We start from the raw sequence: 21,549 nt of genomic DNA on the forward strand, positions 1-21,549 counted from the left end.
GAGTGAGTGGCGGCAGTTCTTGCCGGTAACGAGTGATAGTGGGACGGGATTTCAGTCTTCACAACGTTTAGGCCACATGTTGGCCGACGGCGTCGCTGTTGCGAGCGCGGGGACTCCATCCCCATAGAGCGTGTGCTCGGTCTTCGCAGCTGTAATGGCGACGTCGCTTCCCTCAAGCTATTGATGACTTGTTCCTTTGTCCCCGGCGTTCTAGACCCGCCGCATGGCAAAGCTGTATTTCAACTACTCCACCATGAACGCGGGCAAATCGACCGTGTTGCTGCAGGCCTCGCATAACTATCGCGAGCGGGGCATGGACACCTATCTGATGACCGCCGCCATGGATAAGCGTGCGGGTGTCGGACGGATCGCCTCGCGCATTGGGATTTCAGAGCAGGCGGATACGTTTCGTCCCGATGACGACGTGTTTTCGATGATCGAAACGCGAATAGCCGAAGGTCGCGTTGCCTGTGTGTTTGTGGATGAGGCGCAGTTTCTGTCCGAGGATCAGGTCTGGCAACTGGCCCGCGCGGTGGATGACCTGAAGGTTCCCGTTCTGGCTTATGGCTTGAGGGTCGATTTTCAGGGCAAGCTGTTTCCCGGTTCCGCTGCCCTGCTTGCGCTGGCCGATGAGATGCGCGAGGTGCGCACGATCTGCGAATGCGGGCGCAAGGCCACGATGGTGATTCGTCAGGACGAGAACGGCAACACCATCACCGAAGGCGCACAGGTCCAGATCGGCGGGAACGAGACCTATGTCTCGCTCTGCCGCAAACACTGGCGCGAGGCCGTGGGGGCCTAGACTGGGTTCGGCAGGTCCGTTCCCGCGATAAAGGCCGCCACATTGTCCAAGGCCATGTGCCCCATGCTGGTGCGCACTTCCTCGGTCGCGGTGCCCAGATGTGGCAACAGAGTGACGTTTTCCATATCGATCAGCGCATTGGGGACGGTTGGTTCGAACTCATAGACGTCCAGACCGGCGCCTGCGATTTGTCCTGCCTGAAGGGCTGCAATGAGGGAGGCTTCGTCCACGACTTCGCCGCGTGCGATGTTGATCAGGATGGCGGTCGGATTCATGGCTTCCAGCACCTGCGCGTTGATCAGGTGCTGTGTTTCTGCGCCGCCGGGTACGGCGATCACAAGGAAATCCACTGCTGCGGCCAGGGCGTTCAGGTCCGGGATGTACTCGGCAGGTAAATCAACATCCTTGGTGCTGCGCGATTGATAGGCGACCGACATACCGAAGCCAAAATGACACCGTCTTGCAATCGCCTGACCGATGCGTCCCATCCCGACAATGCCGACACGCTTGCCGGTGACGTGATGACCCAGCATCTGGGTCGGGTGCCAACCCTGCCAGTCGCCCTTGCGGACCAGCCGTTCCCCCTCGCCCGCGCGGCGGGCGGTGGAAAGCAGCAGGGTCATAGCGATGTCGGCGGTGGCGTCGGTAACGGCGCCCGGCGTGTTGGTCACGGCCACGCCTGCGGCGCGGGCCGCGTTCACGTCGATATGGTTGTACCCGACGCCGAAATTGGCCAGCAGCTTGCAGCGGGGATTAGGCGCCTCGGTAAAAACCTGCGCTGAGAACAAGTCGCCCAGCGTTGGCACCACAATGTCGAACTCGGTCAACGCCCGCCGCATTTCATCTGGCGTCATTGGCAGAGTATTGCTGCGGATCTCGACATCGAACTCGGCCTTGGCGCGGGTCTCTACAGCGGCGGTCATCGGGCGGGCGATCAGAAGCTTCATCAGTGCATCCTTCCCCCGGTTGGCACTTTGCCATCCGGGCCGATCAAAACGATTTCGTTGTTTTCATCCGGCAGGCCCAGCACCAGCACCTCGGACATGAATTTGCCGATCTGGCGCGGCGGGAAATTCACCACCGCCATCACCTGCTTTCCCACCAGCGTTGCCGGATCGTAATGCGCGGTGATCTGCGCCGAGGTTTTGCGCTCGCCGATCTCATCGCCAAAGTCGATCCACATCTTGATCGCGGGTTTGCGGGCTTCGGGGTAGGGCTCGGCGCGGGTGACTTCGCCCACGCGGATGTCGACCTTGAGGAACTCGTCAAAGGTAATCTCACTCACGGGACAGCTCCTTAGATCGGTCGGTTGCGGCTTTGACCGCGCGGTGCAGCAGGTCGGGGAACCCCTCTTCCTCGTGCATCAGCACCTCCAAAGCGGCCTGCGTGGTGCCATTGGGCGAGGTCACGTTAATGCGCAGTTGCGAGGGGTCTTCCTCGGCCGCCATCGCCAGCGCCCCTGCCCCGGCCACGGTGGATTTGGCCAACCTCATTGCCAGATCATGCGGCAACCCCTGCGCCTGACCGGCAGCGGCCAGCGTTTCGATCAGGTGAAATACATAGGCCGGACCGGACCCGCTGAGGCCGGTCACGGCATCCATTTGTGATTCCGAATCCAAACGCACAGTTTCGCCGATGGCTGACAAAAGGTTTTCGGCCAGCTCAAGATCATCTGCCGAAGACCGGGCGTTGCCAATCACTGCGGTGATCCCCTGACGTATCGCGGCAGGCGTGTTCGGCATCGCACGGATGATCGGTGTACCCGCACCCAGAACCTTCTCAAAGGTGGCAATAGCCGTCCCCGCAGCCACCGAAATGAACAGGCTACCGCCCCCGCCCAGCGCCTGAATGGCGGGCAAGGCCTCGCCCATCATTTGCGGTTTGACGGCCACCAGCACCACGGCAGGCGCTTCGGGCAGAGGTGTGTTGATGTTGACGCCCTGTGCTTTCAGCCAATCCGAGGGATAGGGATCAATCACCCAAACGGAAGCGGCGGGCAGGCCGTGTTCCAGCCAACCCGCCAGCATTGCGGAACCCATCTTTCCGCACCCCAAAAGCACCAGACCCTGCTCGGCCACGCGAGACATGTCCATTGGTTTGCCCCTCCCCTGACGTAATGGTTCGGGGCAAAGCTTTACGCCCGGCCGTAGGCCTCTGCAATGGCGACTTGCATCGCGTCTTCGGGCGTTCGGTTGCCCCATGTCACCAGTTGGATCGCCGGATAGTAGCGCTCGGCGCTCATAACGGCGGCGGTGATCATCGTGTCGATCTGATCGGGGCTGGCCATCTGGCCACCCGCAAGCACCAGACCGTAGCGATAAACCATCAGCTTCTGGTTCGCCCAATAGGTGAAGGCCCCCGCCCAGCACTGGTCGTTCATTCTGTTGAGCAACTCATACAGTTCGGATTCACGCTCGTTCGGCGGCTCCATCTCGAAGGAACACACCATGCGCAGTGTTTCGTCATAGTTGGACCAGGCCAGAGTGATGGAGTATGTCCGCCACTGCCCTTCAACCGCCATGGCGATCTGATCGTCGCCGATGCGGTCGAAATCCCAGTCGTGATGTTCAGCCAGATGTTCAACAATATCGATTGGATGAAGGTCTTCTTCTAGAAACTGCTCGGAAAGGGCCATAATGCCACCTCACTACTCTCTAGCATTTAGGGGCTGGCAGCGCCCCAGCGCTAGTTGCCTGCTCTACAAGCCGGGCTTCCCCCGTAGGCTTGTACTAAATATGGTGCGATGCAAGATTGGTTCTGACAACCCTAATTATTGGGGATAACAGCAATAAGTTGTGGACGAATGGCAACGCCGATCAAAATATTGGCGTCCCGTGCAGCTTTGTCTTGATTAAATTCTGCAAGGCGGCAAGATTCACGTCGCCGCACAATCCAACCACGGATTGCACGGCGATTTGATCTCATCGAATCCTTGGAAAGGGCGTTATTTGTCCAGTTTCGCCTCAAGCGCCTCAATGCGCGCTTCGAGAGCAGCGTTTTCTTCGCGCGCTTTCTGGGCCATCGCACGGACGGCATCGAATTCCTCGCGGGTGACAAAATCGCGGTCGGCCAGCCAGCGGTCGATCATCGACTTCATCGCATTTTCGGCCTCTTCCCGCGCGCCCTGCGCCACACCCATGGCGTTGGTCATCAGTTGGGAAACATCATCGAGGATCTTGTTGCGGGTTTGCATGGCTTTAACTCCGAAATCGCGGTTGTTCTCTATATGGGTAAAGAATGGCCCAGGCTCAAGGTTGACTTGCCCCGCAAACCCCGGGCAATGAGACGCACATGCAGGCTGTTCTGAATTTCCCCGATCTGTCACCCGAATTGTTCTCGATCTCGCTGTTCGGGTTCGAGTTCGCGCTCAGGTGGTACGCGCTGGCCTATATCGCGGGCATTCTCATCGCGTGGAGGATGGCCGCGATGGCGCTGCGCCGCCCGGCCCTGTGGCGCGATGAGACACCCCCGATGCGCGCCGATCAGCTTGAGGATCTGGTCACGTGGATCATCCTCGGCGTTATTCTGGGTGGGCGACTGGGTTTTGTGCTGTTTTATCAGCCCGCCTACTACCTGTCGCATCCGGCGGACATCCTGAAGGTCTGGCAGGGCGGGATGGCCTTTCACGGAGGCCTTTTGGGCGTCGTGATCGCATCCTTTCTGTTTGCGCGCCGTCATCGGATTCCGGCTTTGTCGCTGGGCGACCTGATTGCCTACACAGTGCCCCCTGGCCTGCTGCTGGGCCGTCTGGCCAACTTCATCAATGCCGAGCTTTGGGGCCGCCCCAGCGAACTGCCCTGGGCGGTGATCTTCCCCGGCGGTGCAGCGCAGGATTGCCCCGGCGTTGTGGCCGGCCTGTGCGCGCGCCACCCCTCGCAGCTATATGAGGCGGCGCTTGAGGGGCTTTTGCTCGGCACGCTGCTGATCTGGCTCGCCTATCGCCGCGGCGCGTTTCGCAGACCGGGTCTTGTCATGGGGGTGTTTCTGGCAGGCTACGGAGCCTCGCGCTTTATTGTCGAGTTCTTTCGCCAACCGGACGCCCAGTTTGTGTCCGAGGGCAACCCGTTGGGGCTGGCGCTGCATCTGGGTGGCTACGGCCTGACGATGGGGCAGCTCTTGTCCCTGCCGATGATCGCGCTCGGCCTTTGGTTTGCGCTGCGCGCGCGTTCGGCGGCATGAGCCTGCGCGATCACCTGATCGCGCGCATCCGTCAGGATGGCCCGATGAGCGTGGCCGACTACATGGCCGAATGCCTGCTGCACCCTACCCTGGGATACTACAGCACGCGCGACCCGCTGGGCGCGCGTGGAGATTTCATCACCGCACCGGAAATCAGCCAGATGTTCGGGGAACTGATCGGCCTGAGCCTTGCGCAAAGCTGGCTCGATCAGGGGCAGCCTTCGCAAGTGGCGCTGGCCGAGCTTGGACCGGGGCGCGGGACCTTGATGGCCGATATCCTGCGCGCCACGCGCGGGGTGCCGGGGTTTCACGCGGCGGCGCAGGTTGTTCTGTTAGAAGCCTCCCTTGCGTTGAAATCCATACAGGCCGAGACACTTAAGGAGTATGAACCGCGCTGGATCAACAGCGCTGCGGATTTTCCGGACCTGCCGTTGTTTCTGGTGGCGAATGAGTTCTTCGATGCCTTGCCCATCCGCCAATTTCAAAGGGATAATCAAGGCTGGCGGGAACGTCTGATCGGTGAAGCGGACGGCTATTTGACCTTCGGGCTGGGTCCGGAAGCGCCACAAGCGGCGCTGAGCGACCGGCTTGAAGACACAAAGGACGGCGATCTGGTCGAACTCTGCGCCGGGGCGATTCCGATTCTGACGGAAGTCGCCGGGCGGATTGCGAGGCATGGCGGGGCCGCGCTGATCGTGGACTACGGCGATTGGCATTCGCTGGGCGACACGTTGCAGGCGCTCAGGGTGCATGAAAGAACCGATCCGCTGGACGCGCCGTGTCAGGCCGATCTGACGGCGCATGTGGATTTTGAACCTCTGGCCATTGCGGCACAGGCCGCAGGTTGCGCCCATACGCGGCTGACGCCTCAGGGCGTGTTTCTGGAACGGCTCGGCATCACCGCCCGGGCGCAGGCTCTGGCCCAATCTGAAAGCGGTTCGCAGTTGGAAAACCTGATTGCCGCACATCGCCGGTTGACGCACCCGGGTGAAATGGGAAACCTGTTCAAAGTACTGGGTCTCTATCCGCTTCACTCTGCGCCACCACCGGGACTGGAACCATGACATTGGAAATTCTGACCTCGGACATGCTGTCCCCTGTTCGGCACGGGTTTTTCAGCCGGCGGGGGGGGGCCTCGTCCGGGATATTCTCGGGGCTGAACTGCGGCCACGGATCGTCGGACCTGTCCGAGGTCGTGGCCTTGAACCGCCGCCGCGTGGCCGACGCGATGGAGGTTGAACCAGACGCCCTGATCGGCGTGCATCAGGTGCACTCCCCGACCGTGATCACGGTCGATGGCCTTATGAACGGCGCAAAGCCCAAAGCCGATGCCGTGGTCACAGCGACCCCCGGACTGGCGTTAACCATCCTGACCGCCGACTGCCAGCCGGTTCTGTTTGCCGACCCTGACGCCAAAGTGATCGGCGCCGCCCATGCAGGCTGGCGCGGCGCACTGAGCGGCGTGCTCGAATCCACGCTGGACGCGATGGAGGAGTTGGGCGCATCACGCGAAAACACCCGCGCGGTGATCGGCCCCACCATCTCGCAGCGCGCTTATGAGGTCGGCCCTGAGTTTCTGGACGATTTCACCGCCGATGCGCCGGATAACGTACGTTTCTTCGCCAATGGTCAGGGGGACAGGCTGCTGTTCGACCTGCCCGCCTTTGGTCTGCACCGGCTGCGGCAGGCGGGTCTGGATCAGGTCGAATGGACCCGGCATTGCACCTATTCCGACCCGGACCGCTTCTATTCCTATCGCCGCGCGACCCACGCGAAAGAGGCCGACTATGGCCGCCTGATCTCGGCCATCAGATTGTAGACTTCGCCACAATTAAGGCAAATACGCCACCTTTCCGCCACATTTATTGTGTTTACCGGTTTCAAGAATCGTGTGGAATTTGTGCCAGTCCTCAGGTGGTTATCTGACTTACAGACCGTTGATGTCTGGCCTTCATGGAAAAGGTAAATATCAAACTTCATTTTTTATCCGCAATTGATCCCGGTTCAGCCTTATCCGCGCCGCAAACGGGCGTCACATAAGGTTCACAAGGGAAACGGGGCATCAGACCCCAAGCAGAGCAGGATCAGAGAATGAAGACAAAATCTCGGTTTCTCAGCGCCGTGGTTGCGGCGGCTCGGGACCAGAAGCTGGAAATGCCGTGGAAGCGGGTTTCAAGCAACTCCCTCAGGGTCGCGCGCCGTTTGGCAACGCGCCGCTGAAACAGGATACCCAAGGGGCCAGCTGCCGGTCCCAACGGGTTTAAGGCGCATCGGGTACGGCTCCGGTCTGATGCGTTGCGGGTCGCGGCCCTGACCGCGACCAGTGTTCGGAGCGTGTTTGCGGGAATTTGCCACCCGCAGAGTACGAGTTTGTCTGGGGGGTCAATGTGTTGACCAATGGGATGCGGAATTTATTCGCTGTGTGCTGGATTACAGACCGGCACCCTGAGGTTGTCCATTTATTTCAAGGCAAAGAACCAAACCATCAGGCGGGAGTGTACGGGGATTTCTCTCGGCTGGTCGGACATTTAGAGGGGAAGGAATATTAATGACTATTCCTAATTCATTGGCCCGCGCGGCCAGAAACGCTGTCGAAACGACGGCATTGCTGAAAAACGCACCGCGCCCGGCCACCAAAAGAAAAGCGCAACTGCGCCGCTACGAAGTCAGCACGTTGCTGAAGAACGGCGAGGTCGCGCAGACCCGCCATATCGCGCCCGCGTTGCCCATGTTCGAAGACGCGTTTTGCGCCTTTACCCGTGGCTCGCTGGTAGAAACCGAACTGGGCCCGATGGCGATCGAGGATCTGATGCCCGGCGATACGGTTCTGACGCAGGATGGCGCATCGGAAACGGTAGTGTGGAAGGGGTCTGTCACTCTGATCCCCGGCCGCGAAGACGCACGGGGGCGCACGCGCCCGCTAACGCGGATCATGGCCGATACATTCGGCATGCAAAAACCCATGTCAGGCGTCATTGCCGGCCCGTCGGCCCGCATTCTGAGCACACCTGCACATCTGCGCCACTTGAATGGTGGTGAACCGATTCTGACACCGGTTTCCGAGTTTCAGGACGGGATGGGCGTGATTGAGACAATGCCACCTACGCCCGTGGAATTGTTTCACATTTGCCTAAAACGGCATTCCGTTATTCGCGTGGATGGTTTACAATTTGAAACATATCACCCAGGTGTGAACGCGGTCCGGATGATCAGCCATTCGCTAAGGTCAATCTATCTGAACCTGTTCGCGCATATCGAATCGCTGAACGATTTTGGCCCGCTGCTGATGCCGCGCGCCGGAGACGGAGAGGTGGACGCGATATCGGCCTGAGACGTTAATGATTGCTGCAGTGTGGGGGCATTATGCAGATATTACTAAGTTGGATACTTTCGTTGGCGATTGCGGCCATGTTGCCGCCAATCGCACCGGCTACACGAAACGCGCAGCTTACGCCGTCCGGTTCATTCGTTCTTCCAAAACGTCGAACGGCACGCCTGGCTCGTCTTTTGCGCCTCGGATAACAAGCGATGTCTTGACGCTGGCCACGTTCGGCGTGGTCAGCAGATCGCCGGTCAGAAACTGCTGAAAACTGCTTAGGTCCGGGGCCACGCATTTCAGCATGAAATCCACCTCGCCGTTCAGCATGTGGCATTCGCGAACCAGCGGCCAGTCGCGGCAGCGTTCCTCGAACGCGCTGAGTTCTGATTCGGCCTGACTGTCTAGACCGACCATCACAAAGACTTGCACCTCGAATCCCAGTTCGCGGGCATTCACATCGGCATGGTAGCCTGTGATGTAGCCGGATTCTTCCAACGTGCGCACCCGCCGCAGGCAGGGCGGGGCCGAGATTCCGACACGTTTGGCCAGCTCAACATTGGTCATGCGACCGTCCGCCTGCAATTCCGCCAGAATCTTGCGGTCGATTTCATCCAGCCGAGTCGTGACCATCGAATGCTCCTGATTTTTCGGTTGTTATATCAGCACCCCGCTCATGCGCAATAATGTTTCGCATCTGCGCAACATTGTTGATCTTGTAATTCTCTGGTCCGGCGCTGCCCTGCCCTGGGTGCATAGCGGTTCACGGGCAAGAGGGGGCTTTAAGCCCTGCCCGCCCCTCGCTATATCGGAGCGACGGGCAAACGGCCCGGTTCAGGCAGTTCGAGCGGGGATACCATGACCGAGACACGTCACACCAAGGTTCTGATCATCGGATCGGGGCCCGCAGGATACACGGCCGGCGTTTATGCCAGCCGCGCGATGCTAAACCCCATTCTGGTTCAGGGGATCGAACCCGGCGGCCAGCTGACCACCACCACCGAGGTCGAGAACTGGCCCGGCGACACCGAAGTTCAGGGCCCCGATCTGATGGTCCGGATGCAGGACCATGCTAAAGCAATGGGGGCCGAGGTGATCGGCGACATCATCAGCGATCTGGACCTGAGCCAGCGGCCCTTCACCGCTAAGGGCGACAGCGGCACCACGTACACCGCCGACGCCGTCATTCTGGCCACCGGTGCCCGCGCAAAATGGCTGGGCCTGCCGTCGGAAGAGAAATTCAAGGGCTTCGGCGTCTCGGCCTGTGCAACCTGTGACGGGTTCTTCTATCGCGGGCAGGAAATCGTCGTGATCGGCGGCGGCAACACCGCTGTGGAAGAAGCGCTATTCCTGACCAATTTCGCCAGCAAGGTTACTCTGATCCACCGACGCGACGAATTGCGGGCCGAGAAGATCCTGCAGGACCGTCTGATGAAGAACGAAAAGATCGAACCGCTGTGGTTCCACGAGTTGGATGAGGTGATCGGCACCGATGCCCCGTTGGGGGTCGAAGGGGTCCGGGTCAAGAACGTCAAAACCGGCGAGATCACCGAGATTCCCTGTAAAGGCGTCTTCGTCGCCATCGGCCACGCGCCTGCCAACGAGTTGGTCAAGGACACGCTGGAAACCCACATGGGCGGCTATGTCGTGACCAAGCCCGGAACCACCCAAACCTCGATTCCGGGGGTTTTTGCGGCAGGCGACCTGACGGACCACGTCTACCGTCAGGCCGTCACCAGCGCGGGCATGGGCTGTATGGCTGCGTTGGACGCAGAACGGTTCCTGGCGGAGCAGGAGTAACAGGTGCTGGAATTCTCGGGCCCGGTCTGGAGAATTCTGTTCCTATCGCAAATCGAAGCCCCTCTGGCCCCCGCAAAGGCGCCAGAGGGGCGTTTTCATTACGCTGGCCAACCTGCGCTCTACGCCTCGCTCAGCGCCGAGGGGGCCGGGGTTGCGATCCGGCGTTATGTGTCAGCGGGCGACCCGCCAAGGGTTCTGCAGCGGGCACATGTCACGGGGGCTCGGCTGGTGGACCTGCGTGGACAACGCGCGGCGTCGATTGTCTGGCAGGAAATTCACGCCGATTCCGGCCGTTCTCCCACTTGGCAATTCTCGGACGACGCGCGTTCCCAAGGGGCCGACGGGTTGCTGTACAGTTCGCGCTCGCGCCCCGACCTCAGCCATATCGTGCTGTTCAGCATCTCCGCTGCCCTGATCCACGTCGATGCCCCGGCAACCACATGGACCCCGTGTTATTCTCAACCCTAGCTTGACCCGTTCGCCCGCCCGTATCAGACTCGGGCGTAAGCAAGGCGAATGCAGGTGATCTGATTGGATAGCGTTCTTTGGCGTGGAGGCTGGGCGACCCGGCTCAGGATCGGCAGCGGTCTGGTCCTGTTCACCTTTGCCTTTTTTCACTTCATAAACATCGGCTTGGGCCTGTTTCACACCGACTACCTGCACGGCATGCAGGACGGCCGCAAAGCCGTCACCCGCCACGATGTCATGAGCGCGTTTCTCTACGTTGCGCTGCTGGTGCATTCAGGGCTGGCGCTGACCTCGATTGCCCAGCGCAGGACCCTGCGCATGCCGGTCAGCACGGCGTTGCAGATCATTCTGGGGCTTCTGATCCCGTTGCAACTGATCTCTCACATCGTGCAAACCCGCGTCGCGCATGAGGTTTTCGACGTCAATGACGAGATGGGGTACATTATCGCGCTAATGTGGCCCAACTCGGCCATCTGGATGCAAAGCCTGCTGCTTTTGCTGGTCTGGGTGCATGGCTGCATCGGGCTTCACATGTGGCTGCGCCTGACAGGATGGTGGCGACAGGCCGTGCCCTATCTGATCGGGGTCGCGGTCTTCATCCCTTCGTTCGCGCTGGCCGGGTTGCTGACCGAAGGGCGGCGTATCTGGGCCGATTTCGCGGATGAGTTTCTGCGCGAACAGTATATCGAACACTATAACTGGCCCTCGCCCGAAGCCTTTCAGACCATGTTCAGCGTCAAGGACAACGCGGTGGCGGCCTTCCTCGCGGCACTGGCCGTGACCGCGATCATTTATATCGGGCGCAAGCTGTGGCGGCGCAGGCATTCTGTCCGGGTAACCTATACGCGCGGCCCCGAGGTTGTGGCAGAAAAGGGCATGACCCTGCTCGAAATCTCACAAGCCAACGGCATCCCGCATATCGCGCTCTGCGGTGGCAAGGGGCGCTGCACCACTTGTCGAGTGATCATCGAAGACGGCTCGGATAGCCTGCCCCCGCCCAGCGAGGTTGAGGCCCGCAGTTTGGCCGCCGTTGGAGCCTCGGCGCAAACCCGGCTCGCCTGCCAGATCCGCCCGACCGACCCGATTTCGATCTATCGCGTGTATCGTCCGGATGGTGGGCGCAACCGGGGTCACGCCAGTCAGGGGCAGGAACGCAAGCTGGCCGTCCTGTTTCTGGATATGCGCGGCTTTACGGCGCGCACCACGGGGCAGCTGCCGTACGACATCGTGTTCCTGCTGAACCGCTTTTTTGATGCTATCGTTCCGGCAATCACCGCAGATGGCGGGGTTGTCGACAAATATATGGGTGACGGGCTGCTGGCCGTGTTCGAACAGCCCGATGCCGCCGCCTCGGCCCGGGCCGGGTTGGAAGCGGCCATCGACATCAGCAAGGCTCTGGAGCGGTTCAACGAAAAACTCGAAGCCGAAGGCAGCCCCAGAATACGCATCGGTATGGGCCTGCATCTGGGCGATCTGGTTCTGGGTGAGATCGGTGCCGAAGGCCACGCCCCCCGCACGATCATCGGCGACGCCGTCAACGTCGCCAGTCGTCTGGAAGGCGAAACTAAGGCGCTGGGCGTAGAACTGTTGGCCTCGGGCGCATTACTGAATGCGGCGGGCCTGACCATCCCCGCAGGCGATCTGCAGCGCTTTGACTTGCGCGGTGTTCAGCACCCGGTTCCGGCCTTGCCTGTCTCTCGGGCGTTTGACTTTGATCCTTCCGTTTACAGGCAGGAACACAAACCCTCTGAGTGACGGAATTGTTGCCATATTGCGGGATCCTGGTCGGGTTTAGCCGACTGAACCGGAAAATCCTTCCAATCCGGACAAAATCGACGCATATCCTCCTTTGTTTTCCGCATGGCTGTGGACTTCATTGGGCAGTCGGGGCAAATGCCCCTCAAACACCCAAGAATCACTGGTCATAAACCACTGCGATAAGAGTATTCCGATGACGATGTTAAGCAATCTGGCTCCGATCCCCGAACTTTACGTGTCCTATGACTCGGCCCAAAAATTGAAGGTCGAAGCCGCCGATCTGACAAGCTGGGATCTGAGCCCGCGCCAGATTTGCGATCTGGAACTGCTGATGAACGGGGGCTTCAATCCCCTGAAAGGGTTCCTGAGCGAGGCGGATTACGACAACGTCGTCGAAAACATGCGCCTGGCGGATGGCACCCTATGGCCCATGCCGATCACGCTGGATGTCAGCGAAGATTTCGCGGACAGCATCGAACTGGGTCAGGACATTGCCCTGCGCGACCAAGAGGGCGTGATCCTCGGCACCATGACCGTCACCGACCGCTGGACTCCGAACAAGGCGCGCGAGGCCGAACAGGTGTTCGGCGCAGATGACGATGCCCATCCGGCCGTGAACTATCTGCACAACGTTGCGGGCAAGGTCTATCTGGGCGGTCCGGTGGTCGGCATCCAGCAGCCGGTTCACTATGACTTCCGCGCCCGCCGCGACACGCCGAACGAGCTGCGCGCCTATTTCCGCAAACTGGGCTGGCGTCGCATCGTCGCCTTCCAGACCCGCAACCCGCTGCACCGCGCGCACCAGGAACTGACCTTCCGCGCCGCCAAGGAAGCGCAGGCCAACCTGCTGATCCACCCGGTTGTCGGAATGACCAAACCAGGCGACGTTGATCATTTCACCCGCGTCCGCTGCTATGAGGCGGTGCTGGACAAATATCCGGCCTCGACCACCTCGATGTCGCTGCTTAACCTGGCGATGCGTATGGCCGGCCCGCGCGAGGCGGTCTGGCACGGCCTGATCCGCGCCAACCACGGTTGCACCCATTTCATCGTGGGCCGCGATCACGCCGGGCCGGGCAAAAATTCGGCGGGTGAGGATTTCTATGGCCCCTACGACGCGCAAGACCTGTTCCGTCAGTTCCAGGATGAGATCGGCGTCGAAATGGTCGACTTCAAGCACATGGTTTATGTGCAGGAACGCGCCCAGTACGAGCCAAATGACGAGATTGCCGACAAGGACAACGTCACGATTCTGAACATCTCTGGCACTGAACTGCGCCGCCGTCTGGCCGAAGGTCTGGAAATTCCCGAATGGTTCAGCTTTCCCGAAGTTGTGGCCGAGCTGCGCAAGACCAAACCCCCGCGCAGCCAGCAGGGCTTTACCGTGTTCTTCACCGGCTTCTCAGGCTCGGGCAAATCCACCATCGCCAACGCGCTTATGGTTAAGCTGATGGAGATGGGGGGCCGTCCCGTCACTCTGCTGGATGGCGACATTGTTCGTAAGAACCTGTCCTCGGAACTGGGTTTCTCGAAAGAGCACCGCGACCTGAACATCCGCCGCATCGGGTACGTGGCATCCGAGATCACCAAGAACGGCGGCATCGCCATCTGCGCGCCGATTGCGCCTTATGCGACGACCCGTCGTGCGGTACGGGAAGAGATCGAACAATTCGGTGCCTTCTGTGAAGTCCACGTCGCAACGTCGATCGAGGAATGCGAACGCCGCGACCGCAAGGGCCTGTACAAACTGGCGCGAGAGGGCAAGATCAAGGAATTCACCGGAATTTCCGACCCTTACGACGTGCCCGCGAACCCCGAACTCAGCGTTGAGACAGAGAATGTCGAGGTCGACAACTGCGCCCATCAGGTGCTGCTGAAACTGGAAAGCATGGGCTTGATCGCCGGGTCGTAAGCGAAGTCAAAACCCACTGAAAAGCCTCCGGTCCCGCCGGGGGCTTTTTCGTTGTGACGAAGGTTTATTACAACTCGGCCCGGATCGCCGCCACGGCGCGGCCCTCGAAATCACCGAACTCTGCGGCCTTGGGCTGAATGGCTTGCAGATGCGGCAGGCGTTCAGCGTAATCCTCGGGCGACATAGAATCGACCGCACGCTGGATATCGGCCTGCGTTTTGCACAGGACCATCCCCGATGTATCCATGAAATCGCCGATATTGGGGCAGCCCCAATAGATCGGCACGGTCGCACACAGGATCGCATCGGTCAGCTTTTCAGAGAAATAATTCCGCTCGCGCACATTCTCGATCACGATTGAATAGCGATAGGGCGCAAGCCCGTCCGATTTCTCGTCGAACGGCATATAGCCCCGGCCCATGATGTCCACGTCCACCCCGGTTTCGCGCACCCAGTCGATCAAAGAATGGCGTAACTGATGCCCCACAAGATCGCGCTTGGCCGAGGCGATCAGCGAGCAGGATTTGGTTTTCGTCGCATCGAGATCACGCCAATTGGGCACCATCGTCGGGCCGTAAGGCAGGAACACGGCGTTGGGGATGCCCTGCAGCAGGACATCGTGAAAGGTCAGCACCCGGAAAAACCGCCGCCAGGTGAAGCGCAGCATACGGTCGTGCTTGGCGTGGATTGCAGATGGCTCGCCCATCATCAGTGAAATCTGCGCGCGGGTGCCCCTGCGCCACCGCAGATGCACGGTCGAATTCGGGTACATGATCAGGTGATCGGTCGGCTCAAGGTCTCCGATTGTCTTCCCCTCCAGCCGTCCGGGGAAGCCTTCAGGCCAGATCAATTCGTCCAGAGGCACCTTGGCCAGATCAGGGCCAAGCCGGTGGCCATAGGGCAATATCGCAATCGCAGGCTCGGTCATTGCAGCCTGTCCGGCAAATCCACCTGCCCCCGCATCAGGACATGGCCGCGCCCGGCGACCTTGATCCCGGTCATCGCCTCAACCGGACCAACGCGTGTCACGGTGGCCTGCCCCGGACGGCCCATGTCGTGGCCTTGTTCGGCAGTGAATGTATCTTTGTTCATCAGGCCGTATTTCCACAAATAGGCCGCCATCGCACCAGTCGCCGACCCGGTGAACGGGTCCTCGGGCGGGCTGGGCGGGGCCATCAGCAGGCGCGAGAATGTGTCGCCCATCTCCGTCGCGCCTTTAAGCGTGACCAGAAACGGCTCGGCCATGTCTGAGCCTGAAAACCCTGCCTTAGCAGCCACTTCGCGCAGCGGACCTTCGGCCAGCTTGGCGGCGCGCAGGGCCTCATGATCCTTCAAAACGGTGATGCAAAAGGTCAGCCCGGTCGAGACCATCTGCGGTGGCGATATGATGGCGTCCTCGGGCAAGCTGATCGCCGAGGCCACAAGGTCAGCAGGGACATGCGCGCCGAATTCGGGCGCGACCTGGGTCATCTCGATCTCATCGCCCGCAAGGCGGATGGACACAATCCCGGCGCCAGTTTCCAGCGTCAGTTCATCCCCCGAAAACAGCCCCCGCGAGCGCATGGCGGCAACGGTGGCAATAGTGGGATGCCCTGCAAAGGGAATCTCGCGGCTGGCAAGGAAATAGCGTACTTTTACATCCGCTACATCGGACGGCCCGGTAAACGTGCATTCGACCAGAGAGGTTTCGCGGACATAGGCGGTGCAAACGTCTTCGGGCAGATGGGCCCCGCCATGGACAACGGCACATCCGTTGCCGCCGAACGCGCGATCACTAAATGCGTCTACCCAATCGAAATCGAACCAGCTCATGCAGATAAATCCCTGATGCAGTGCAAGCGGCAGGTCCCGCCGGTTCGTATGTGTCGCGCGTGTTGCGGGAAATGTCACGCCCCAAAACGGCGTGGAGGGGGCCGTTCAGTGAACGGCCACCGGGGACAGGTCGTGTTCGCGGGCCAGCACAAAGGCCAGTTTGCGGTCGGCCACAAGCGCCAACTGCTGCCCATCTGAATCGTGCACCGCATAAAGCTGATCCAGATCGCCCGCCTGATCGCGCAGATCGCGCGGCAAGTCCGCCACTTCGACGGTTTTTACGTAAACAATCCGATCCCCTTCGGTGTTAATTTCAATCGGTGTATTCATAGCTCTTACCCCTTTCTTATGTTGATTGTCTGCACCACGGTTTCCGGCACGGCGCGGGTCAGGTCCACATGCAGAAGACCGTTTTCCATGATCGCCTCGCCGACCTCGACGCCGTCGGCCAGCACGAACATGCGCTGAAACTGACGCGCGGCGATGCCACGATGCAGGAATATGCGCCCCTCGCTGTCGTCACGTTGACGGCCCCGGATCACCAGTTGGCGATCCTCGATGGTGATCGACAGATCCTCTTCCGCGAACCCGGCCACCGCCAGGGTGATACGGTACGAAAAGTCCGAGGTCTGTTCGATATTATAGGGCGGATATCCTTCATTTCCGGCCTTTGCAGACCGTTCCAGAAGGCGTTCCAGTTGCTCGAACCCCAAAAGATGCGGGTATGAGCCCAAGGTAAGTTTTGACACGGTGTCTCGTCCTTTTATGTCAAAGCGACGTATGGTGCGGCCCCGTTCTGGCAACCGCGTATGATAGAATATGGGAAGATACAGGGATGTCCACAAGGTCTGGCGGGATAAACCCGGACACACTATCTTGTGTGGCAAGCACCACCACAGCCACCGAGTCGCCCATGAACGCGCCCACCGATCTTTCCATGAAAACAGATGAAGTTCTGCGCGTTGAGCTTGAAGTTTTTCGCCGCCAGCACCGCGATCTGGACGAAGCTATTGAGGCGCTGCAGGCCAAGGGAACCTCGGACCAGTTGACGATCAAGCGGCTGAAAAAGCAGAAACTGAGGCTGAAAGACATCATCCGCCTGATCGAAGATCGCCTGACCCCCGACATCATCGCCTGACGCATTGCCACGAAGGCGGATTTGGCTATAGTTCGCGCTCTTTAAAAAGCCGGGGACACTGCGGATGGGTGAGATCAAAGTAGGCATTATTATGGGCAGCCAGTCGGACTGGCCCACGATGAAAGAGGCCGCTGATATTCTGGACGAGTTGGGCGTTGCTTACGAAAAACGCATCGTCTCGGCGCATCGCACCCCGGACCGGTTGTGGGACTATGGCAAAACCGCTGTCGACCGTGGGCTACAGGTGATTATCGCAGGTGCTGGCGGGGCGGCGCATTTGCCGGGGATGATGGCCTCGAAAACGCGGGTTCCCGTGGTTGGGGTACCGATTCAGACGCGGGCTTTGTCGGGGGTCGACTCGCTCTATTCGATTGTTCAGATGCCCAAGGGGTTCCCGGTTGCAACGATGGCAATCGGCACTGCAGGCGGGGCCAATGCGGGCCTGATGGCCGCCGGGATTCTGGCACTGCAGGACGAGGCTCTGGCCACGCGGCTGGAGGCTTGGCGTGCTGCCCTGTCTGCCTCGATCGCTGAAGAACCCGAGGGATGAGCCGTATCGGCTTTATCGGTACCGGGCATATTGCGGCCCCGATGGTGCGGTTTCTGGCGGCCAAAGGTCACGAGATCGCTGTGACAGAGCGCAACGCGCAGGTCTCGGCACAATTGAAGGCCGAACTGGGTGTTACCATCGGCGCGCCGCAGGCGGTGATCGACGCGTCAGAGATCGTGTTCCTCTGCCTGCGCCCGCATCTGGCGCAAGAGGTCCTGACGCCGCTCACCTTCCGCGCGGATCAACAGATCGTATCGGTCATGGCTGCCGTGCCTGCGGCACAACTGGCGATGCTCTGCGCCCCGGCCTCGGATTTTGCGCAGACCATTCCGCTGGGCTTTTTGGAAGCGGGCGGTTGCCCCTTGGCCGCCTTTGGCAATGACCGCCTTCTGGCCGTTCTTTTCGAACCTGAAAACCCCGTGGTCAAAGTCGCGGATGAGGCCGCGCTGAACGCCCATTTCGCAGTCTGCGCCATGGTGCCGGGCCTGCTGGATCTGTTGGCCACTGGCGCGGACTGGCTGGCCGGGGAAACCGGCGATGCGGACGGGGCGGAATTTTATACAACCCAATTGGTTGCGGGCTTTCTTTCCGTCATGGAAAAGGGCAAAGCGGGGCTGCTGGCGCAGGAACGCGACGCGCTGGCAACAGACGGCACGCTGAGCCTGCAGATGACGGAAACCTTGCGCGCGGGCAAAGCGCATGAGGCGTTACACACGGCGTTGACCGCCATTGGGAAACGGTTGGAGACCTGACGATGACAGACATGCTCGCCCCCGGCGCAACGATTGGAATTCTGGGCGGTGGTCAACTGGGCCGGATGCTGTCGGTCGCGGCAGCACGGCTGGGGTTTCTGACCCATATCTTTGAACCCGGCGCAAGCCCACCCGCCGGACAGGTGGCAGACCGCATCACGACCGCCGCCTATGACGACGCCGAGGCGCTAAAGGCCTTTGCCGCCTCGGTCGATGTCATCACCTATGAATTCGAAAACATCCCAACGCAGGCGCTGGACCTGCTGGAGGCACACCGTCCGATCCGACCCGGGCGCGAGGCGCTGCGGGTCAGTCAGGATCGGCTGACCGAGAAGACCTTTCTTCAGGGGCTGGGCCTGCACACCGCCCCCTTCGCCGATATCACCGATCTGGACAGCCTGAATGCGGCGATTGACGAGATCGGAACGCCTGCCATTCTGAAAACCCGCCGGTTCGGTTATGACGGCAAGGGCCAGGCCCGGCTGCGCGCGCCCGAGGATGCCGAAAGCGCGTTGGCGGAAATGGCCGGGGCGCCCTCGATCCTTGAGGGGTTTGTTGATTTCAGCCACGAGGTCTCGATCATCGCTGCGCGCGGTCTGGACGGTCAGGTCGCCTGTTTCGATCCGGGTGAGAACGTGCACCGGGATGGCATCCTGCACACCACCACCGTTCCCGCACGCCTGCCCCCGGCCCGGCGCACCGATGCGGTTCTGCTGGCCGCCAACATCCTGAACGCTCTGGACTATGTCGGGGTCATGGGGGTCGAACTGTTTGTGACGCCGGGCGGTCTGATCGTGAACGAGATCGCACCGCGGGTGCATAACTCGGGCCACTGGACGCAGAATGGCTGCGCCGTTGACCAGTTTGAACAGCATATCCGTGCCGTAGCGGGTTGGCCTTTGGGTGACGGGCAGCGACATTCGGATGTGGTGATGGAAAACCTGATTGGTCACGACATGGATCGGGTGCCCGAACTGGCGCGCGAGCGGGATGTGGCGTTGCATCTGTATGGCAAGGCCGAGGTCAAGCCGGGCCGGAAGATGGGGCATTTCAACCGGATCGTGCGCTGAGAAATCGCGCTGACGCGCGATGCCTCCGGCGGGGATATTTTTGGCCAGATGAAGCGCGGATCAGGTGACGAACCGGGCCGCGATATCCCCGGCCATGTAGCTGACCCGCCCTGCCGCAAAGGTGGCGGCCACGCGGTCGGTCTGCGCCTCCAGAATGGTCAGGTCCGCGCGTTTTCCTGAGGCCAGCGTGCCCCGGTCCGTCAGGCCCAGCACGCGGGCGGGGCCAGAGGAAACCAGCGCCCAGGCTCCGGCCATATCCAGCAGGCCGGATTTGGCCAGCATCAGCGCGGCGCGGCGCGGACTGGGATAGTGGTAGTCCGAGGCCAGCGCATCGCACAGCCCCATCGCGATCAGGTCCAGTGCGCTGGCATTGCCCTTGTGCGACCCGCCACGCACCACGTTGGGAGAGCCGAGGATGATGTGATCCCCGGCGGCGCGAGCGGCCTCGGCGGCCTCGAGTGTTTCGGGAAATTCCGAGATCGTCGCGCCGACCTGCCGCCACCACGCGCGGGTCTCAGAGGTCGCGTCGTCATGACTGCCCATCCGGACGCCCTGCCGGTTCAAGTCGGCGCAGAGCGCGGTGAGCGCGGATGGAACTTCGTCCCTGCGGGCATGCATGGTTTGCAACATCTCCAGATGCGCCTCGGGGCTGCGTCCGGCTTTCAGGGCTTGCCCGGTCAGGCGGGGCGGCGTGCGGCCCTGCGCCAAACGCTCATGCGGCAGGTGATCGTTGAACACCACATAAGGCACCTGCCAGTCGGCAATGCGCTGTGGCAGACCATCGTAGTCGTCCAGCATGTGCGTCTCGAACCGCAATTGCGGGATCAGATCGGTGACGGTGCTGTCTTTGATCGAAGCGATGGCTCCGAAGACTTGCGCGGCGAAGTCCGGGCCGCGCACTCCGCCTTCCCAACTGTAGAACTGGGCCAGAACAGCGGTTGTTATGCCGTTGGCCGCCAGTTCGGCCTCGACCGACAGGATGCCTTGATCCATCTGTTTCATCGCACCCCGGCGCGGCGCGATGTGGCGTTCGAACCCGTCGCCATGCAAATCCACGATCCCCGGCAGAACCAGATATCCGGTCAAGTCGATCCGGCGACCTGTCGCGCTTTTGCTGACCAGACCCTCCGCAATCGCCAGATCGGTGCGCGTCAGTCCATGTTCCGGCAACAGAACCTCTGCGCCGGTCAGCGTTAGGTCTAACGCAGTCATTCGCTGGGCTCCGAGTCAGGCTCTGAGCAATCCAGCCCGATGCAAATCTCGTCAATCGCATCCAGCACCCCGTCCAGCCAGGTGATCTGCGGGTCAAACTGGCCGAACTCGATGAAATGCAGTGCTTGCGCCATCACACGCGGATTGTTCATCATGAAAGTATGGGTCACGGGCAAAACAATGTGATCCGCCATCCCCTCGACCTTGGTGGTCTCGATCGAGACCTTGCCGTCATCCTTGCCGTCAATCATCGATGAAAACAACGGATTCAGAGAGTTTTCGCCCGCAATCACGCCCAGTTCGAAATCAACAGGCGGCAGTTTTCGCGGGATGCCCTCGGGGCCGGTGCCGAGCGCCAAACCGGCGGGGCCGTTGAGCATGCCGAACACCTCCCACGCGCCAAGCTCATCCACAAGCTGGCTGCCCTGATTGGGCGGGCCAAGCATGACGACGCGGCCCAGATTGTCCGGGTGATTGTCCTGCAACCAATAGCGCAACAGGATACCGCCCATGGAATGCGCCACAACATCTACCGTGTCGTCACCACAGGCGGCAAATGCATCCGGTAGCGTCTGGTCGGCAAGATCGGGAATGGGCAGGTCGGTCGACGGATACCCCGGGCGCACAACGGTATAGCCGTGCGCTTTGAACAACTGCTCCATGACCGTGAAAGACGCCTCAGTCCGTGCAAGGCCGTGCAGCAGCACGACGCATTTGGCCTGAGCCGCAGCCGGAACAAGGAACAGAAACAGGGCGAGCAGGTATCTCATAAGCCGCCAG

25 protein-coding genes are annotated in these 21,549 nt (G+C 60.7%); 13 read left to right on the forward strand and 12 right to left on the reverse strand.

The genetic code is table 11. The features are described from left to right. The first annotated feature begins 223 nt into the window (after positions 1-223). Positions 224-802: a thymidine kinase gene (locus ACR0NJ_RS08655; RefSeq protein WP_480816729.1), complete on the forward strand. Its 579-nt coding sequence runs from the start codon at positions 224-226 to the stop codon at positions 800-802. Here ACR0NJ_RS08655 and ACR0NJ_RS08660 read toward each other — a convergent pair. From ACR0NJ_RS08660 to ACR0NJ_RS08680, 5 genes are all read right to left on the reverse strand, one after another. Next, positions 799-1,749 carry a 2-hydroxyacid dehydrogenase gene (locus ACR0NJ_RS08660; protein WP_480816730.1) on the reverse strand — a complete coding sequence of 317 codons (951 nt, stop codon included), beginning with the start codon at positions 1,747-1,749 and terminating at the stop codon, positions 799-801. The genes ACR0NJ_RS08655 and ACR0NJ_RS08660 overlap by 4 nt on opposite strands. Beyond that, entirely contained in the window at positions 1,749-2,087 is a 339-nt protein-coding gene (locus tag ACR0NJ_RS08665) for a tRNA-binding protein (protein WP_480816731.1), read from the reverse strand. Before ACR0NJ_RS08665 ends, ACR0NJ_RS08660 begins: the two co-directional genes overlap by 1 nt. Further along, positions 2,080-2,895, reverse strand: coding sequence for a pyrroline-5-carboxylate reductase (gene proC, locus ACR0NJ_RS08670; protein ID WP_480816732.1), 816 nt, complete (start codon positions 2,893-2,895; stop codon positions 2,080-2,082). The genes ACR0NJ_RS08665 and proC overlap by 8 nt, the downstream gene beginning before the upstream one ends. 41 nt (positions 2,896-2,936) lie before the next feature. Next, positions 2,937-3,437, reverse strand: a complete 501-nt coding sequence (locus tag ACR0NJ_RS08675) for a type III secretion system chaperone family protein (RefSeq protein WP_480816733.1) — start codon at positions 3,435-3,437, stop codon at positions 2,937-2,939. A 309-nt stretch (positions 3,438-3,746) separates the two neighbouring features. Next, a complete protein-coding gene (locus tag ACR0NJ_RS08680) occupies positions 3,747-3,995 on the reverse strand; it encodes an accessory factor UbiK family protein (protein WP_480816734.1) in 249 nt (82 codons plus the stop codon). 98 nt (positions 3,996-4,093) lie between these two features. On the opposite strand from ACR0NJ_RS08680, the gene lgt reads away from it, so the two are divergent. From lgt to ACR0NJ_RS08700, 4 genes are all read left to right on the forward strand, one after another. Further along, the gene (gene lgt / locus ACR0NJ_RS08685) at positions 4,094-4,981 is read left to right on the forward strand and encodes a prolipoprotein diacylglyceryl transferase (protein ID WP_480816735.1); all 888 of its coding nucleotides are present in this window, start codon (positions 4,094-4,096) and stop codon (positions 4,979-4,981) included. Continuing rightward, the gene (locus tag ACR0NJ_RS08690) at positions 4,978-6,045 is read left to right on the forward strand and encodes a class I SAM-dependent methyltransferase (RefSeq protein WP_480816736.1); all 1,068 of its coding nucleotides are present in this window, start codon (positions 4,978-4,980) and stop codon (positions 6,043-6,045) included. Before lgt ends, ACR0NJ_RS08690 begins: the two co-directional genes overlap by 4 nt. Next, the gene (gene pgeF, locus ACR0NJ_RS08695) at positions 6,042-6,800 is read left to right on the forward strand and encodes a peptidoglycan editing factor PgeF (protein ID WP_480816737.1); all 759 of its coding nucleotides are present in this window, start codon (positions 6,042-6,044) and stop codon (positions 6,798-6,800) included. The genes ACR0NJ_RS08690 and pgeF overlap by 4 nt, the downstream gene beginning before the upstream one ends. A gap of 729 nt (positions 6,801-7,529) precedes the next feature. Beyond that, positions 7,530-8,312: a Hint domain-containing protein gene (locus tag ACR0NJ_RS08700; protein WP_480816738.1), complete on the forward strand. Its 783-nt coding sequence runs from the start codon at positions 7,530-7,532 to the stop codon at positions 8,310-8,312. Positions 8,313-8,429: 117 nt separating this feature from the next. Here ACR0NJ_RS08700 and ACR0NJ_RS08705 read toward each other — a convergent pair whose 3' ends face one another. After that, positions 8,430-8,930 carry an Lrp/AsnC family transcriptional regulator gene (locus tag ACR0NJ_RS08705; RefSeq protein ID WP_480816739.1) on the reverse strand — a complete coding sequence of 167 codons (501 nt, stop codon included), beginning with the start codon at positions 8,928-8,930 and terminating at the stop codon, positions 8,430-8,432. A 225-nt stretch (positions 8,931-9,155) separates the two neighbouring features. Between ACR0NJ_RS08705 and trxB the strand changes: the two genes are divergently transcribed. From trxB to ACR0NJ_RS08725, 4 genes are all read left to right on the forward strand, one after another. Continuing rightward, positions 9,156-10,097 carry a thioredoxin-disulfide reductase gene (gene trxB, locus ACR0NJ_RS08710; RefSeq protein ID WP_480816740.1) on the forward strand — a complete coding sequence of 314 codons (942 nt, stop codon included), beginning with the start codon at positions 9,156-9,158 and terminating at the stop codon, positions 10,095-10,097. Positions 10,098-10,100: 3 nt separating this feature from the next. Beyond that, positions 10,101-10,565 carry an RES family NAD+ phosphorylase gene (locus tag ACR0NJ_RS08715; RefSeq protein ID WP_480816741.1) on the forward strand — a complete coding sequence of 155 codons (465 nt, stop codon included), beginning with the start codon at positions 10,101-10,103 and terminating at the stop codon, positions 10,563-10,565. A gap of 63 nt (positions 10,566-10,628) precedes the next feature. Next, positions 10,629-12,320: an adenylate/guanylate cyclase domain-containing protein gene (locus ACR0NJ_RS08720; RefSeq protein WP_480816742.1), complete on the forward strand. Its 1,692-nt coding sequence runs from the start codon at positions 10,629-10,631 to the stop codon at positions 12,318-12,320. Positions 12,321-12,516: 196 nt separating this feature from the next. Further along, positions 12,517-14,235 carry a bifunctional sulfate adenylyltransferase/adenylylsulfate kinase gene (locus ACR0NJ_RS08725; protein WP_480816743.1) on the forward strand — a complete coding sequence of 573 codons (1,719 nt, stop codon included), beginning with the start codon at positions 12,517-12,519 and terminating at the stop codon, positions 14,233-14,235. 67 nt (positions 14,236-14,302) lie between these two features. Here the strand turns inward: ACR0NJ_RS08725 and ACR0NJ_RS08730 are convergent, their stop codons facing one another. The 4 genes from ACR0NJ_RS08730 to ACR0NJ_RS08745 form a co-directional block, all read right to left on the reverse strand. Beyond that, positions 14,303-15,163, reverse strand: coding sequence for a hypothetical protein (locus ACR0NJ_RS08730; protein ID WP_480816744.1), 861 nt, complete (start codon positions 15,161-15,163; stop codon positions 14,303-14,305). Further along, positions 15,160-16,047 (reverse strand): PhzF family phenazine biosynthesis protein, encoded by an 888-nt coding sequence (locus ACR0NJ_RS08735; protein WP_480816745.1) that lies wholly within the window; start codon positions 16,045-16,047, stop codon positions 15,160-15,162. Before ACR0NJ_RS08735 ends, ACR0NJ_RS08730 begins: the two co-directional genes overlap by 4 nt. 105 nt (positions 16,048-16,152) lie before the next feature. Then, positions 16,153-16,377, reverse strand: a complete 225-nt coding sequence (locus tag ACR0NJ_RS08740) for a DUF1150 family protein (protein ID WP_480816746.1) — start codon at positions 16,375-16,377, stop codon at positions 16,153-16,155. Between the two features lie 5 nt (positions 16,378-16,382). Beyond that, complete coding sequence (locus ACR0NJ_RS08745; RefSeq protein WP_058275530.1) at positions 16,383-16,796, reverse strand: Hsp20 family protein; 414 nt, start codon at positions 16,794-16,796, stop codon at positions 16,383-16,385. Between the two features lie 164 nt (positions 16,797-16,960). Between ACR0NJ_RS08745 and ACR0NJ_RS08750 the strand changes: the two genes are divergently transcribed. The 4 genes from ACR0NJ_RS08750 (at position 16,961) to ACR0NJ_RS08765 (ending at position 19,557) form a co-directional block, all read left to right on the forward strand. Beyond that, positions 16,961-17,185 (forward strand): YdcH family protein, encoded by a 225-nt coding sequence (locus ACR0NJ_RS08750; RefSeq protein WP_010441787.1) that lies wholly within the window; start codon positions 16,961-16,963, stop codon positions 17,183-17,185. A gap of 64 nt (positions 17,186-17,249) precedes the next feature. Next, positions 17,250-17,735: a 5-(carboxyamino)imidazole ribonucleotide mutase gene (purE, locus tag ACR0NJ_RS08755; RefSeq protein WP_480816747.1), complete on the forward strand. Its 486-nt coding sequence runs from the start codon at positions 17,250-17,252 to the stop codon at positions 17,733-17,735. Further along, entirely contained in the window at positions 17,732-18,487 is a 756-nt protein-coding gene (locus ACR0NJ_RS08760) for an NAD(P)-binding domain-containing protein (protein ID WP_480816748.1), read from the forward strand. The genes purE and ACR0NJ_RS08760 overlap by 4 nt, the downstream gene beginning before the upstream one ends. Before the next feature lie 2 nt (positions 18,488-18,489). Further along, complete coding sequence (locus ACR0NJ_RS08765; RefSeq protein ID WP_480816749.1) at positions 18,490-19,557, forward strand: 5-(carboxyamino)imidazole ribonucleotide synthase; 1,068 nt, start codon at positions 18,490-18,492, stop codon at positions 19,555-19,557. A gap of 60 nt (positions 19,558-19,617) precedes the next feature. Here ACR0NJ_RS08765 and ACR0NJ_RS08770 read toward each other — a convergent pair whose 3' ends face one another. Further along, complete coding sequence (locus tag ACR0NJ_RS08770; RefSeq protein ID WP_480816750.1) at positions 19,618-20,769, reverse strand: alpha-D-ribose 1-methylphosphonate 5-triphosphate diphosphatase; 1,152 nt, start codon at positions 20,767-20,769, stop codon at positions 19,618-19,620. After that, a complete protein-coding gene (locus ACR0NJ_RS08775) occupies positions 20,766-21,539 on the reverse strand; it encodes an alpha/beta fold hydrolase (protein WP_480816751.1) in 774 nt (257 codons plus the stop codon). Before ACR0NJ_RS08775 ends, ACR0NJ_RS08770 begins: the two co-directional genes overlap by 4 nt. Positions 21,540-21,549: the final 10 nt, after the last annotated feature.

The sequence above is a fragment of the Ruegeria sp. F11 genome, assembly GCF_056533855.1.

Excerpts from the sequence above, each read along its gene's own strand:
- ACR0NJ_RS08655 (WP_480816729.1), top strand. The coding sequence starts at position 224 with ATGGCAAAGCTGTATTTCAACTACTCCACCATGAACGCGGGCAAATCG.
- ACR0NJ_RS08660 (WP_480816730.1), bottom strand. The coding sequence starts at position 1,749 with ATGAAGCTTCTGATCGCCCGCCCGATGACCGCCGCTGTAGAGACCCGC.
- proC (WP_480816732.1), bottom strand. The coding sequence starts at position 2,895 with ATGGACATGTCTCGCGTGGCCGAGCAGGGTCTGGTGCTTTTGGGGTGC.
- ACR0NJ_RS08675 (WP_480816733.1), bottom strand. The coding sequence starts at position 3,437 with ATGGCCCTTTCCGAGCAGTTTCTAGAAGAAGACCTTCATCCAATCGAT.
- ACR0NJ_RS08680 (WP_480816734.1), bottom strand. The coding sequence starts at position 3,995 with ATGCAAACCCGCAACAAGATCCTCGATGATGTTTCCCAACTGATGACC.
- lgt (WP_480816735.1), top strand. The coding sequence starts at position 4,094 with ATGCAGGCTGTTCTGAATTTCCCCGATCTGTCACCCGAATTGTTCTCG.
- ACR0NJ_RS08690 (WP_480816736.1), top strand. The coding sequence starts at position 4,978 with ATGAGCCTGCGCGATCACCTGATCGCGCGCATCCGTCAGGATGGCCCG.
- pgeF (WP_480816737.1), top strand. The coding sequence starts at position 6,042 with ATGACATTGGAAATTCTGACCTCGGACATGCTGTCCCCTGTTCGGCAC.
- ACR0NJ_RS08700 (WP_480816738.1), top strand. The coding sequence starts at position 7,530 with ATGACTATTCCTAATTCATTGGCCCGCGCGGCCAGAAACGCTGTCGAA.
- ACR0NJ_RS08705 (WP_480816739.1), bottom strand. The coding sequence starts at position 8,930 with ATGGTCACGACTCGGCTGGATGAAATCGACCGCAAGATTCTGGCGGAA.
- trxB (WP_480816740.1), top strand. The coding sequence starts at position 9,156 with ATGACCGAGACACGTCACACCAAGGTTCTGATCATCGGATCGGGGCCC.
- ACR0NJ_RS08725 (WP_480816743.1), top strand. The coding sequence starts at position 12,517 with ATGACGATGTTAAGCAATCTGGCTCCGATCCCCGAACTTTACGTGTCC.
- ACR0NJ_RS08730 (WP_480816744.1), bottom strand. The coding sequence starts at position 15,163 with ATGACCGAGCCTGCGATTGCGATATTGCCCTATGGCCACCGGCTTGGC.
- ACR0NJ_RS08735 (WP_480816745.1), bottom strand. The coding sequence starts at position 16,047 with ATGAGCTGGTTCGATTTCGATTGGGTAGACGCATTTAGTGATCGCGCG.
- ACR0NJ_RS08740 (WP_480816746.1), bottom strand. The coding sequence starts at position 16,377 with ATGAATACACCGATTGAAATTAACACCGAAGGGGATCGGATTGTTTAC.
- ACR0NJ_RS08750 (WP_010441787.1), top strand. The coding sequence starts at position 16,961 with ATGAACGCGCCCACCGATCTTTCCATGAAAACAGATGAAGTTCTGCGC.
- purE (WP_480816747.1), top strand. The coding sequence starts at position 17,250 with ATGGGTGAGATCAAAGTAGGCATTATTATGGGCAGCCAGTCGGACTGG.
- ACR0NJ_RS08760 (WP_480816748.1), top strand. The coding sequence starts at position 17,732 with ATGAGCCGTATCGGCTTTATCGGTACCGGGCATATTGCGGCCCCGATG.
- ACR0NJ_RS08765 (WP_480816749.1), top strand. The coding sequence starts at position 18,490 with ATGACAGACATGCTCGCCCCCGGCGCAACGATTGGAATTCTGGGCGGT.
- ACR0NJ_RS08770 (WP_480816750.1), bottom strand. The coding sequence starts at position 20,769 with ATGACTGCGTTAGACCTAACGCTGACCGGCGCAGAGGTTCTGTTGCCG.
- ACR0NJ_RS08775 (WP_480816751.1), bottom strand. The coding sequence starts at position 21,539 with ATGAGATACCTGCTCGCCCTGTTTCTGTTCCTTGTTCCGGCTGCGGCT.